The organism is Arthrobacter sp. CAN_C5 (genome assembly GCF_017875735.1).
GTDB lineage: Bacteria > Actinomycetota > Actinomycetes > Actinomycetales > Micrococcaceae > Arthrobacter_D.
Genome location: NZ_JAGGMZ010000001.1, coordinates 2,709,590 through 2,723,458, shown reverse-complemented (window position 1 = coordinate 2,723,458; position 13,869 = coordinate 2,709,590). Strand labels below are relative to the sequence as shown.

The following is a 13,869-nucleotide window of genomic DNA, read 5'->3' as shown; positions in this document are numbered from 1 at the left end:
GGTTGGGATCACCCTGTCGCAGGAGGCAGCATGGAATCTCAACTCACCGGCGAGTTGCAGCGTGTAGCGGCGTCCCACCGTGCCGAACCGCTGGGCCGGATTGAACGGCTGAGAGACGGGTATGTGCTGGCGTTCGACCGGCAGTTCGACTATCCACGCTCCTACGTCTGGAACCTCCTTACTGAACCCGCACAGGTGGCCAGGTGGCTCGGCAAGCTCACCCCGGGGTGGGAGCTGGGCAAGGAGTATTCGCTGGACATGGGCGGCGATCTATCGGCCGGCACCGTCCTGCAGCTCAATTCGCCCACCAGCCTCCAGATCACCTGGGACGACAACATGGGCCTGGAATCGCTGCTGGAATGGCGGGTGCTCGAGTGCGACGGCGGTGCGCTGTTCCAGCTGCGGGCCCGTTCGGAAACCGCCGCCTTCCTCACCGAGGGCGCTGCCGGATGGCAGCTCATCCTGGACGCCCTCGACCACGTCGCCGCCGGACGGCCACCGGGTCCGGACGCCGACTGGGCCACGCTCCGCGACGCCTACGCCGCAGAGTTCCACCTCTCCCACACCATGGGCGAATTGGAGACCACCGACGGCGTCACCATGATCCATTTCGACCGGCGCTTCGAGGCGGGGCTGCCGAAGGTCAAGGACGCCCTCACCGCGGACCCGTCCCAGCAGACACGGGTCGAACAGGCCGAAGTGGATTTCACCGCCACCGGCCCCGTCACGATGCTCACCGTACGGCACGTGGTCGAGGACCCGGGCGAGACCGCCACGCTGATGGCCAGCTGGCACGCTCACCTCGACGCGGTGGGGGTGGACCTCGACGGCGACACCCCGCACATCAGCGTCCGTAAGCTGCGGGTGCTCGAGGACTTCTACCGGGCCAACACCGCTGCTGAGTGACCCGCCTCCCGGGCGAGGAGGCTCGTCTTGACTTCCAGGCCCCACCGAAAGCCGCCGAGTGAACCGTCGGTGCGGATCACCCGGTGGCAGGGCACAAAGAGGGCAGCCGCGTTCCTGGCGCACGCGCCGGCCGCGGCACGCACGGCGCTGGCGTTTCCGGCAAGCCCGGCGTACTGCGCATAGGTCACCGGGCGGCCGGGGGTAACGGTGCGCAGCATGTCCCAGGCGTGGCTGCGGAAGGGACCCGACACCTGCCGGACCGGGACCGCATCGATCGCCGTGATGTCGCCGTCGTAGTAGGAGCTCACCGCTGCGGTGATCGGCCCCAGCTCGCCAGGGTCAACCACGATCGGCGCCGTTGCCGGTCGCAGGGCCGGGTGAATCTGTCCGGTCAGGTCGGCCAGATCGGAGGTCCACCCTGAGGCAAGCACCGCGCCGTCCAGTTCCAGGATGGTGAACGGGCCATCCGGGGTGGAAACCGTCGTCTGCCGGGAAGCGGAAGCGGCGGGTGCGGTCGGAACCCGTGTGGTCAATGCTGGATCGGGAAGCGTCATCAAGGTGTTGCCTTTGCTCGGGGATGGGCGGGTGGATGGTTGGCGGCGACCCGCCAGAGATGCAGGGTGGCGTAGGAGCGCCACGGGATGAAACGTTCAAGGGTGGCCGTGACGTTGGCCGGTTGGGCCTGGCTGGCCCGCCCGGTGAGGGCCGCCCAGCCATTCCGGATTGCCGCGTCGTTGGTCAGCTGGATATCGGTGGCGCCGAGTACCCGCATTGCCACATACCTCACGGTCCAGGGGCCAATCCCCGGCAGCGGGAGAAGCTTTCGTTCGAGGTCGGCGACGCCGTCCTCGACCCCGATCTGCAGGCTACCGTCGGCCAGCGCGGAGCTCACCCGGAGGATACTGTCGGTCCGGCGGGCCGGACCCTTCAGCAGGCCCGCACCGCCGTCGGCCACTTGCTCAGCCGTCGGAAACAGCCGGTGGAGCTCCGCATCTCCTGCCCGGTGGGGCGCCAGCGTCGACGGTGTGCCAAGGACGGCCAACCGGTGCAGGGCTGTGCGTGCCGCCTTGACGGTGATCTGCTGTCCGATCATGGCCCGGATGAGGATCTCGTGAGCGTCGACGGATCCTGGGAGGCGGATCCCCGGAATCTGCTGCACCCTGCCGGCGAGCATCGGGTCGGATCCGAGGACGTCGTCCACGGCCAGGGGATCCGCGTCCAGGTCGAACAGCCGACGGATCCGGGACAGCAGCACCGGCAGGTCGGGCAGCCTTTCCACTGACACGGTCACCGCGAGGGCGGGCAGGCCGCGGGGCGCCGTCGCAAGCCGGGCGCTGAACCAGCCCTGCCCGCCAGGTAGCTGCACCAGCCTCTCGTACCGGTCGACGGTGGCGTGCTCCGCGCCGTCGACGGCTCGAACCCGCAGGAACTCGAAGATGCCCGGATCGTAGGGGACGCGCAACGGGAGGAGAAGTGACAGCGTGGTGCCCGCCCCTCCCGGGTCGGAAGACTCCTGGACAGTCCGGGCACGGGCGCGAAGATCGGTTGGGGTGAGGGCAAACACCTCCTGCACTGTGTCATTGAACTGCCGGACACTGCTGAACCCCGCGGCGAAGGCAATGTCCGCAAACTTCAGGCCTGACGAGGTCAGCAGGGAGCGGGCCGTTTGGGCTCGGGTTGCCCGGGCCAGGGCCAGCGGTCCCGCACCGAGCTCCTGATGCAGGATCCGGTGTAGCTGGCGGGTCGAGTAGCCGAGCCGGGCGGCCAGGCCAGGCACCCCCGTCCGATCCACCTCGCCGTCGGAGATCAACCGCATGGCCCGCGCCGCCGCGTCCGAGCGGAGGTTCCAGTCGGGGGTGCCGGGAACAGCCTCGGGCAGGCAGCGCTTGCACGCCCTGTAGCCGGCCTGATGGGCGGCGGCCGAGGTCTGATAGAAGGTCACATTGGCAGGTTTGGGGGTGCGGGCCGGGCACGAGGGACGACAGTAGATCCTCGTGGTGGCCACGGCGGTGACGAACTGTCCGTCGAAGCGGGTGTCGCGCGAGTCAATCGCCCGATAGCGCTGCCAGAAGTCCATCACCCCATCGTTGCAGGTTCGGCCACCGGCAGCTAGCGGGAATCGGACACGACCGTGGCGGCAGTGGGTGGGGCGGTTTGCTACGGTCTTGTGCTGTGGAAACGAACACCGACCGAAGCCGGCTGGCCCGTCCAGCCACCGCCGTTGCACCGACCCTGCTGGGCGGTCTGTTCAGCCACGACGACGGCGTAAGCCGGGTCACGGTCAGGATCACCGAGGTGGAGGCTTACCTTGGCGCAGACGACCCCGGATCCCACGCCTTCCGCGGCCAGACACCCCGGAACTCGAGCATGTTCGGCGCCCCCGGACACCTGTACGTGTATTTCACCTATGGCATGCACTACTGCGCCAACGTGGTCTGTGGTGAGCCGGGCCAGCCCACCGGGCTACTGCTGCGGGCGGGGGAGATTGTCGAGGGCCACGAGACGGCCCGGGCGCGCCGCAAATCCCCGCGGCTGGACCTGGATCTGGCCCGCGGCCCGGCCCGGCTGGCGCAGGCTTTGGGCCTGGACCGCACGCTCGACGGCGCCGACCTGTTCGCCGGTCCGCTGTCCCTCACCCTCCCGGGCACGCCGGTGGACCAGGCAGCGTTCTCGAGTGGGCCGCGCGTTGGAGTAGCGGGTGCGGGTGGCAGCACGGCGTACCCGTGGCGCTACTGGCTGACTGACGATCCGACGGTGTCCCGCTACCGCGCGGCGAAGCCGCGCGCAGCCCGTACAGTTAATGGGTGAATATTTCAGTACCCGCCGGCTCGGACACCACAGCGCAGGACTACATCGAACGGCTCTGCCTCACGGTTCAGGACTTTCCACGTCCGGGCATCAGCTTTCGCGATCTCACTCCGGTGTTTGGGGATCCAGCAGCGTTCCGCGCAGTGATCGATGACCTGGTCCGCCCCTTCGCGGGGGAGTTCGATCTGGTGGCTGGCATCGAGGCACGCGGGTTCCTGCTGGCTGCAGCCGTCGCCTACGCCACGGGGACCGGCGTCATGGCAGTCCGGAAACCCGGCAAGCTGCCCCGGTCGGTCCTCTCCGAGTCCTACAGCCTCGAGTACGGGGACGCGGTCCTGGAAATCCACCAGGGGGACGTCGTTCCCGGCACCCGTGTCCTGGTGCTCGACGACGTTTTGGCGACGGGCGGCACGCTCGGCGCCGCCACCCGGTTGTTTGAAACCGCCGGTGCCGAGGTCATCGGGTGCGCCGTGGTCCTCGAGCTCGCAGCATTGACGGGACGGGCGCGGGTGCCGCGGTATCGCGTCCACGCCACCGTTTCCGCCTAGGATTCACTGACCATGCCAAAAGCGGCACCGTCCCTGTAGAATTGACGGTCTGCCTTTGGCGAGAGGGAAACGAATTATGCATCACACATCCACGGCCCGCAACGAGCTGGAGCACGAGCGCGGCTATGTCGCGGGGCTCTACCAACGGCTTGATGAACTCCGCGCCGAAAAGCGCGGGCAGCTCGCCGAGGTGCGCCGTTCCCTGTCAGCCGGATCCCACCAGAACCGGTCCGAACGCGATGCCTTCGCCACCATGTACGAGGATCGGCTCGCCCAGCTCAACGCCGTCGACGACCGACTGGTGTTCGGGCGCCTGGACCTCGACACCGGGGACGAGCGCTACATCGGCAGGATCGGCCTGTCTACCGCAGACCTACAGCAGCTCATGGTCGACTGGCGGGCACCGGAGGCCGGCACCTTCTACCAGGCAACCGCCTTCGAACGGATGGGGGTGCGCCGCCGTCGTCATCTGATCCTTTCCCGGCGCAACGTCCTGGCCATCGAGGATGACGTACTGGACGTTGCCCTGCTCACCGAGGATGACTCCCTGCAGGGCGAAGGAGCCCTCCTCGCCGCCCTCAACTCCAAGCGCACCGGGCAAATGTCCGACATTGTCGGCACCATCCAGGCCGAGCAGGACCGGGTGATCAGGGCGCCGCTACAGGGCGTCGTCGTCGTCCAGGGCGGACCCGGTACGGGCAAGACCGCTGTCGCACTGCACCGTGCCGCCTACCTGCTTTACACGCACCGCGAACGGCTGAAGTCAGCCGGTGTGTTGCTGGTTGGTCCGACCAATGCGTTCATGAAGTACATCGAACGGGTGCTCCCCTCTCTGGGGGAGACCGGCGTGGTGATGGCCAGCATCGGCAGCCTGATGCCCGGCATCACGGCAGTCCAGGAGCCCACCGAGACTGCCGCCGAAATCAAGGGACGCCTTGAGATGGTGGATGTGCTGCGCCGCGCGTTGGCCAACCGCCAGCGCGTGCCGGCGGAGGACAAACGGCTCAACGTCGAAGGCACGATCCTGACCCTTGCACCTCGGCAGGTGCGCAAGGCGCGCGAACGTGCCCGTGCCACCGGCAAACCCCACAACGAAGCCCGGGTCACCTTCGTGAAGATCCTGCTGAGAGAACTGACCGAGCAGCTCACCGAACAGCTGGAGGAATCGTCGGGGGCGGGCAACACCGCAGACCGGTCCTATCTGGCTGAGGACGTCCGCAGTTCCCGGGATGTCAGGATTGCCCTCAACCTGGCATGGATGCCCCTCACCCCCGAGAAGTTCGTCGCCGAACTTCTCACCAAACCGGGGATCCTGGCGGCCGCCGCTCCGGGTTTCAGCGACGCCGAGGTCGAAGCGCTCACGCGCCCCGCCGACGCGCCCTGGACCGAAGCCGACGTGGCCCTGCTGGACGAGGCCGCCGAACTGCTCGGAGATCTGGACGCGTCGGCCGGACGCGACAACGCCGCCCGGGATCAGGAACGACGCCGGGACCTGGCGAACGCCGAGCGCACGCTCGAGAACGTCAACGAGTCGCTCGCCGACTCGGGCGTCGACGGCGTGCTGACCGCCGAGGACCTCGCTGACCACAACGCCGTGACCGAAGCCCGGTTGAGCGCAGCCGAACGCGCCTCCGTCGACCGGACGTGGGCCTTCGGGCACATCGTGGTGGACGAGGCGCAGGAATTGTCCCCCATGCAGTGGCGGGTGCTCATGCGCCGCTGCCCCCTGAAGTCCTTCACCATTGTCGGCGACATTGCGCAGACAAGCTCGGCCGCCGGGTCCAACTCGTGGCAGCAGGCGCTGGAACCGTTTGTGGGGGACCGGTGGCAGCTCGAGGAACTTACCGTCAACTACCGCACCCCTGCCCAGATCGCTGAGGCAGCCGCGCGGATGGCCAACGCCGCCGGACTGGTCGTCTCGGCACCCAAGGCAGTGCGGGAGGGTCGCTGGGCGCCGGTAGTGGATCGGGTTCCCGAGCTCATCCCGGCGCTGCTGACCGCGGTACCCGAAGAGCTCGCGGCGATTGAGGGCGGGTTGCTTGCGGTCATCACCCCTGAGCGTGTGCACGCTCAGGTGCGCTCTGCCCTGACCGCTGTCTACGGGCAACGGGTCGGGTTCGGCGCCGGCAGTACCGGGCAGGACATTGTGGTCACCACCCCGCGGGAGGCCAAGGGGCTGGAGTTTGACGGCGTCGTGGTCCTGGAACCAGCGGAAATGCTCGACCCCCGGTCCATCCGGGTCGGCGACCTGTACGTCTCAATGACCCGCCCCACCCAGCGGCTGCGTCTTATTGCCACCGGAGAAATACCGGCAGGCATCGAGGACTGATAATTTAGAGTCTGTGTCCCACCTAACTGAAACCACAGACCCCGGCCTCGCCGCACTCCTAAGCGACCAGCACAACGACCCATCCTTCGCCAACGTCTGGCAGGAATTGAAGTGGCGTGGGTTGGTCCAGGTCTCCACCGACGAGGACGAACTGGAGAAGGCCCTCGCGGGCGATCCGGTGACTTTCTACTGTGGGTTCGACCCCACCGCACCCAGCCTGCACCTCGGGCACCTGGTGCAACTACTCACCATGAGGCGGCTCCAGCTTGCCGGACACCATGCACTCGGGCTGGTAGGAGGCTCCACGGGGCTGATCGGTGACCCCCGCCCCACCTCGGAGCGGGCACTGAACACACCCGAGACGGTCGCCGAGTGGGTGGAGAAGCTGCGGGCCCAGGTGCAGAAGTACCTCGACTTCGACGGCGAAAACCCTGCCCGGATGGTCAACAACCTGGACTGGACCGCACCGCTGAGCGCTATCGACTTCCTGCGGGAAATCGGCAAGCACTACCGGGTGGGCACCATGCTGGCCAAGGATGCTGTCAGCGCGCGGCTGAACTCGGACGCCGGTATCAGCTACACCGAGTTCAGCTACCAGATCCTGCAGGGACTGGACTTCCTGGAGCTGTACCGCAGTTACGGGTGCACCCTGCAGACCGGGGGATCGGACCAGTGGGGCAATCTGACCAGCGGCACCGACCTTATCAGGCGGTCCGAGGGGAAAAGCGTTCACGCCATCGGCACCCCGCTGATCACCAACTCGGATGGCACCAAGTTTGGCAAGAGCGAGGGTAACGCCATCTGGATTGACGCCCAGCTGACGAGCCCCTACGCCTTCTACCAGTTCTGGCTCAACACCGCCGACGCCGACGTGGTGGGCCGGCTGAAGGTCTTCACGTTCAAGACGCGTGAGGAGATCGAGGAACTTGGCAGGGCTGCGCAGGAGCGTCCCCATTTGCGCGAAGCCCAGCGGGCGCTGGCGTTTGAGGTGAACTCCCTGGTCCATGGGGTGGGCGCCACCGAAAAAGTGATCGCTGCCTCGGCGGCGCTCTTCGGTCAGGGCGAACTGGCCGACCTGGACGAGACCACCCTGACGGCGGCGATCGCGGAGCTGCCCAAGGCAACCGTCCCGGCGGATGCCCTGGGCATCATTGACCTGCTGGTGGCCAGCGGTCTCTCGGCCAGCAACTCCGCGGCCCGCCGCACGGTGGGTGAAGGTGGCGCCTACGTCAACAACGTGAAGGTCCAGGATCCGGACACGGTGATGGGACCCGATTCGCTGTTGCATGGGCGGTATTTGGTGCTGCGGCGTGGCAAGCGCACGCTCGCCACGGTCGACGTCCAACCGGTCTAACCCCGGGCTTCTCGGCCCTGCCCACGAGGATTTGCGAACACCCAGATCCACGTGTAATGTTTTCTGAGTTGCCGCCATTGAGTGGCAACCAACCCCTTCGAAAAATTCATCGGTGGATCCGGCGTGTGCTCAGCACAGAAGCCAGAAATACCGTACATTTTCGTCGGTTCATTCGGTTGTTTTTGTGAAAATCTGGAAATACTGCGGATTTGACAAAGATAATGCGGATGGAATAACTTTAGATAAGTCGCAGCGAGGAAATGTAAATAGAAAGTTTATTTACAGATAAATCGAATTGCGCCTGTTGTTTGAGAACTCAATAGTGTGCCATGTTTGTTGATACCGATTGTTTTATTGATTGGTTGAATTTGGCTGCATGATGCCACCCCGTGGTGTTGTGTGGTTGTTTTTGGCTGGTTTCGAATTTTGCGCGTGCCTGTTTACTGGTTTTTCCTGGTGGTGGGTGCGTGTCTGTAATGCATTTACGGAGAGTTTGATCCTGGCTCAGGATGAACGCTGGCGGCGTGCTTAACACATGCAAGTCGAACGATGATCCCAGCTTGCTGGGGGATTAGTGGCGAACGGGTGAGTAACACGTGAGTAACCTGCCCTTGACTCTGGGATAAGCCTGGGAAACCGGGTCTAATACTGGATATGACCTTCTGGCGCATGCCATGTTGGTGGAAAGCTTTATTGCGGTTTTGGATGGACTCGCGGCCTATCAGCTTGTTGGTGGGGTAATGGCCTACCAAGGCGACGACGGGTAGCCGGCCTGAGAGGGTGGACGGCCACACTGGGACTGAGACACGGCCCAGACTCCTACGGGAGGCAGCAGTGGGGAATATTGCACAATGGGCGCAAGCCTGATGCAGCGACGCCGCGTGGGGGATGAAGGCCTTCGGGTTGTAAACCTCTTTCAGTAGGGAAGAAGCGAAAGTGACGGTACCTGCAGAAGAAGCGCCGGCTAACTACGTGCCAGCAGCCGCGGTAATACGTAGGGCGCAAGCGTTATCCGGAATTATTGGGCGTAAAGAGCTCGTAGGCGGTTTGTCGCGTCTGCCGTGAAAGTCCGGGGCTTAACCCCGGATCTGCGGTGGGTACGGGCAGACTAGAGTGATGTAGGGGAGACTGGAATTCCTGGTGTAGCGGTGAAATGCGCAGATATCAGGAGGAACACCGATGGCGAAGGCAGGTCTCTGGGCATTAACTGACGCTGAGGAGCGAAAGCATGGGGAGCGAACAGGATTAGATACCCTGGTAGTCCATGCCGTAAACGTTGGGCACTAGGTGTGGGGGACATTCCACGTTTTCCGCGCCGTAGCTAACGCATTAAGTGCCCCGCCTGGGGAGTACGGCCGCAAGGCTAAAACTCAAAGGAATTGACGGGGGCCCGCACAAGCGGCGGAGCATGCGGATTAATTCGATGCAACGCGAAGAACCTTACCAAGGCTTGACATGAACTGGAACAGCGCAGAGATGTGTTGGCCGCTTGCGGCCGGTTTACAGGTGGTGCATGGTTGTCGTCAGCTCGTGTCGTGAGATGTTGGGTTAAGTCCCGCAACGAGCGCAACCCTCGTTCTATGTTGCCAGCGCGTTATGGCGGGGACTCATAGGAGACTGCCGGGGTCAACTCGGAGGAAGGTGGGGACGACGTCAAATCATCATGCCCCTTATGTCTTGGGCTTCACGCATGCTACAATGGCCGGTACAAAGGGTTGCGATACTGTGAGGTGGAGCTAATCCCAAAAAGCCGGTCTCAGTTCGGATTGAGGTCTGCAACTCGACCTCATGAAGTCGGAGTCGCTAGTAATCGCAGATCAGCAACGCTGCGGTGAATACGTTCCCGGGCCTTGTACACACCGCCCGTCAAGTCACGAAAGTTGGTAACACCCGAAGCCGGTGGCCTAACCCCCTTGTGGGGAGGGAGCTGTCGAAGGTGGGACCGGCGATTGGGACTAAGTCGTAACAAGGTAGCCGTACCGGAAGGTGCGGCTGGATCACCTCCTTTCTAAGGAGCACCTCGAGCCTGTTCTCATTGGCCCTGTGTGGTTGGTGGGGGGTTCGTAGGAGTATGGCCTATTGCGCGGGCGTTTGTTCCGCGGTGGGCTGCTCAAGGGTGGAATATCAATGAATAGGTGCCTGGTGGCGCTGGCTGGCAGTTGAGTACGGTCATCCTTTCGGGGGTGGTGTGGAAAGGGTGTTGGTTGGTGGTGATCGGGTTTATCGTATGGCACACTGTTGGGTCCTGAAATAACAGGGCCCTGATTCTCGTGCACGTCTTACATGTGTTGTTCTTCTCCTGCTGTTTGGTGGGGGTGGGGCGGGGTGTGTGGGTGGTGTGGGTTGGGTTGGGGTGTTGGTGTTTCTGGTTTTTCCCTGCCATGGCAGCGGGATCCTTTGAATGCATGCTGGTGGTTTGATCTGTTTGGGTCGGGCTGGTTGGTGTGTGTGGGGGGTCTGTGCTGGTGGTGTGGGGTTGTTGGTTGAGAACTGCATAGTGGACGAGAGCATCTTAAAAATAAGAAGCAATTTCAAAAAATCTTGGTTTCAGACTTTATGTTTGTTTCCATGGTTTTCTCGATATGTTTTTTGATCTTTTGTGGTCAAGTTTTTAAGGGCACACGGTGGATGCCTTGGCATCAGGAGCCGAAGAAGGACGTGGGAATCTGCGATAAGCCTGGGGGAGTCGATAACCGGACTGTGAGCCCAGGATTTCCGAATGGGGAAACCCCGCCTGGCCAGCGATGGACCGGGTGACCCGCATCTGAACACATAGGGTGCGTGGAGGGAACGTGGGGAAGTGAAACATCTCAGTACCCACAGGAAGAGAAAACAATAGTGATTCCGTTAGTAGTGGCGAGCGAACGCGGATGAGGCTAAACCAGTGGTGTGTGATAGCCGGCGGGCGTTGCATCACTGGGGTTGCGGGACTTTCCGTTCTGATTCTGCCGGATCAGTGAAATGAGTGCAGGCGTATAGGTGAACGGTCTTGAAAGGCCGGCCGGAGAGGGTGTAAGTCCCGTAACCGTAATGCGTGCTGCCGTTTGGAGAGTATCCCAAGTAGTACGGGGCCCGAGAAATCCCGTGCGAATCTGCCAGGACCACCTGGTAAGCCTAAATACTCCCTGATGACCGATAGCGGACAAGTACCGTGAGGGAAAGGTGAAAAGTACCCCGGGAGGGGAGTGAAACAGTACCTGAAACCGTGTGCCTACAATCCGTCAGAGCGTTGTCATCCCTTCGGGGGTGGTGGTGTGATGGCGTGCCTTTTGAAGAATGAGCCTGCGAGTTAGTGTTACGTCGCGAGGTTAACCCGTGTGGGGAAGCCGTAGCGAAAGCGAGTCTGAATAGGGCGAGTGAGTGGCGTGATCTAGACCCGAAGCGAAGTGATCTACCCATGGCCAGGTTGAAGCGACGGTAAGACGTCGTGGAGGACCGAACCCACTTCAGTTGAAAATGGAGGGGATGAGCTGTGGGTAGGGGTGAAAGGCCAATCAAACTTCGTGATAGCTGGTTCTCCCCGAAATGCATTTAGGTGCAGCGTTGCGTGTTTCTTACCGGAGGTAGAGCTACTGGATGGCTAATGGGCCCTACAAGGTTACTGACGTCAGCCAAACTCCGAATGCCGGTAAGTGAGAGCGCAGCAGTGAGACTGTGGGGGATAAGCTTCATAGTCGAGAGGGAAACAGCCCAGACCACCAACTAAGGCCCCTAAGCGTGTGCTAAGTGGGAAAGGATGTGGAGTTGCGAAGACAACCAGGAGGTTGGCTTAGAAGCAGCCATCCTTGAAAGAGTGCGTAATAGCTCACTGGTCAAGTGATTCCGCGCCGACAATGTAGCGGGGCTCAAGTACACCGCCGAAGTTGTGGATTTCAGATATTAGCTAAGCCGGAGACTTGTTCTCCTGAGTTCAGGCGTCTGGAGTGGTAGGGGAGCGTCGTGTGGGCGGTGAAGTCGCGGTGTAAACCAGCGGTGGAGCCTACACGAGTGAGAATGCAGGCATGAGTAGCGAAAGACGGGTGAGAAACCCGTCCGCCGAATGATCAAGGGTTCCAGGGTCAAGCTAATCTGCCCTGGGTAAGTCGGGACCTAAGGCGAGGCCGACAGGCGTAGTCGATGGACAACGGGTTGATATTCCCGTACCGGCGAAAAACCGCCCATACTGAGCAGGGGATACTAACCGCCCAATACCTGACTGCCCACCCTTCGGGGTGACGTGGTTTTTGGTGGAGCGCGGGACCTGATCCTGGGAGGTAAGCGTATTAACAGGTGTGACGCAGGAAGGTAGCCGGGCCGGGCGATGGTTGCCCCGGTCTAAGGATGTAGGAGGGACCATAGGCAAATCCGTGGTCCTGGTTTTGATACCGTCTCTGAGACCCGATGGGCCCCGTTATGCGGGGATCCGGTGATCCTATGCTGCCTAGAAAAGCATCGGCGCGAGGTTTTAGCCGCCCGTACCCCAAACCGACACAGGTGATCAGGTAGAGAATACTAAGGCGATCGAGAGAATTATGGTTAAGGAACTCGGCAAAATGCCCCCGTAACTTCGGGAGAAGGGGGGCCTCACCCGTGACCGACACTTGCTGTTGTGAGCGTTGTGGGGCCGCAGAGACCAGGGGGAAGCGACTGTTTACTAAAAACACAGGTCCGTGCGAAGTCGCAAGACGATGTATACGGACTGACTCCTGCCCGGTGCTGGAAGGTTAAGAGGACCGGTTAGTGCCCTTCGGGGTGCGAAGCTGGGAATTTAAGCCCCAGTAAACGGCGGTGGTAACTATAACCATCCTAAGGTAGCGAAATTCCTTGTCGGGTAAGTTCCGACCTGCACGAATGGAGTAACGACTTCCCCGCTGTCTCAACCATAAGCTCGGCGAAATTGCACTACGAGTAAAGATGCTCGTTACGCGCAGCAGGACGGAAAGACCCCGAGACCTTCACTATAGTTTGGTATTGGTGTTCGGTGTGGCTTGTGTAGGATAGGTGGGAGACTGTGAACCCTGGACGCTAGTTCAGGGGGAGTCATCGTTGAAATACCACTCTGGTCATACTGGATATCTAACTTCGGCCCGTAATCCGGGTCAGGGACAGTGCCTGATGGGTAGTTTAACTGGGGCGGTTGCCTCCTAAAAAGTAACGGAGGCGCCCAAAGGTTCCCTCAGCCTGGTTGGCAATCAGGTGTCGAGTGTAAGTGCACAAGGGAGCTTGACTGTGAGAGAGACATCTCAAGCAGGGACGAAAGTCGGGACTAGTGATCCGGCGGTACATTGTGGAATGGCCGTCGCTCAACGGATAAAAGGTACCTCGGGGATAACAGGCTGATCTTGCCCAAGAGTCCATATCGACGGCATGGTTTGGCACCTCGATGTCGGCTCGTCGCATCCTGGGGCTGGAGTAGGTCCCAAGGGTTGGGCTGTTCGCCCATTAAAGCGGTACGCGAGCTGGGTTTAGAACGTCGTGAGACAGTTCGGTCCCTATCCGCTGCGCGCGCAGGAAATTTGAGAAGGGCTGTCCTTAGTACGAGAGGACCGGGACGGACGAACCTCTGGTGTGTCAGTTGTACTGCCAAGTGCACCGCTGATTAGCTACGTTCGGATGGGATAACCGCTGAAAGCATCTAAGCGGGAAGCCTGCTTCGAGATGAGATTTCCATACACATTTGTGTGAGAGGCCCCCAGCCAGACCACTGGGTTGATAGGCCGGACGTGGAAGCAAGGACTAACGACTTGTGAAGCTGACCGGTACTAATAAGCCGATAACTTACACCACACACACCACCCGTGAACGGCATCAAAAGACGTTCACACCCCGGATGGTGTAAAAGATATGCTGCTTTCGTCCACTATGCGGTTCCCAACCAACAACAGGAACCACCCCCACCATAAAACCGTGGGGGAACAACAGAATACAGGAAACAACCACTGAAA

7 protein-coding genes and 2 rRNA genes are annotated in these 13,869 nt (G+C 61.9%); 7 read left to right on the top strand and 2 right to left on the bottom strand.

All coding sequences use genetic code 11. From position 1 onward, the window contains the following. Positions 1-30: 30 nt before the first annotated feature. Positions 31-906, top strand: coding sequence for an SRPBCC domain-containing protein (locus H4V95_RS12760; RefSeq protein ID WP_196866241.1), 876 nt, complete (start codon positions 31-33; stop codon positions 904-906). On the opposite strand, the gene H4V95_RS12755 is transcribed toward H4V95_RS12760, so the two are convergent. Both H4V95_RS12755 and H4V95_RS12750 read right to left on the bottom strand, forming a co-directional pair. After that, positions 879-1,460, bottom strand: a complete 582-nt coding sequence (locus H4V95_RS12755) for a methylated-DNA--[protein]-cysteine S-methyltransferase (protein ID WP_196866240.1) — start codon at positions 1,458-1,460, stop codon at positions 879-881. The genes H4V95_RS12760 and H4V95_RS12755 overlap by 28 nt on opposite strands. Continuing rightward, entirely contained in the window at positions 1,460-2,983 is a 1,524-nt protein-coding gene (locus H4V95_RS12750) for an AlkA N-terminal domain-containing protein (RefSeq protein ID WP_196866239.1), read from the bottom strand. The genes H4V95_RS12755 and H4V95_RS12750 overlap by 1 nt, the downstream gene beginning before the upstream one ends. A 95-nt stretch (positions 2,984-3,078) precedes the next feature. Between H4V95_RS12750 and H4V95_RS12745 the strand changes: the two genes are divergently transcribed. The 6 genes from H4V95_RS12745 to H4V95_RS12720 all read left to right on the top strand — a co-directional run bounded on the left by H4V95_RS12745 (position 3,079) and on the right by H4V95_RS12720 (position 13,711). Beyond that, positions 3,079-3,714, top strand: coding sequence for a DNA-3-methyladenine glycosylase (locus tag H4V95_RS12745; RefSeq protein ID WP_209730820.1), 636 nt, complete (start codon positions 3,079-3,081; stop codon positions 3,712-3,714). Beyond that, entirely contained in the window at positions 3,711-4,262 is a 552-nt protein-coding gene (locus tag H4V95_RS12740) for an adenine phosphoribosyltransferase (protein ID WP_312884033.1), read from the top strand. Before H4V95_RS12745 ends, H4V95_RS12740 begins: the two co-directional genes overlap by 4 nt. Before the next feature lie 76 nt (positions 4,263-4,338). Beyond that, the gene (locus H4V95_RS12735) at positions 4,339-6,591 is read left to right on the top strand and encodes a UvrD-helicase domain-containing protein (RefSeq protein WP_209730819.1); all 2,253 of its coding nucleotides are present in this window, start codon (positions 4,339-4,341) and stop codon (positions 6,589-6,591) included. A 13-nt stretch (positions 6,592-6,604) separates the two neighbouring features. Beyond that, a complete protein-coding gene (tyrS, locus tag H4V95_RS12730; RefSeq protein WP_209730818.1) occupies positions 6,605-7,945 on the top strand; it encodes a tyrosine--tRNA ligase in 1,341 nt (446 codons plus the stop codon). 481 nt (positions 7,946-8,426) lie between these two features. Next, positions 8,427-9,953 (top strand): 16S ribosomal RNA (locus tag H4V95_RS12725). Between the two features lie 593 nt (positions 9,954-10,546). Then, a 23S ribosomal RNA gene (locus H4V95_RS12720) occupies positions 10,547-13,711 on the top strand. The 16S and 23S rRNA genes sit together here, the layout of an rRNA operon. The last annotated feature ends 158 nt before the right edge of the window (positions 13,712-13,869 follow it).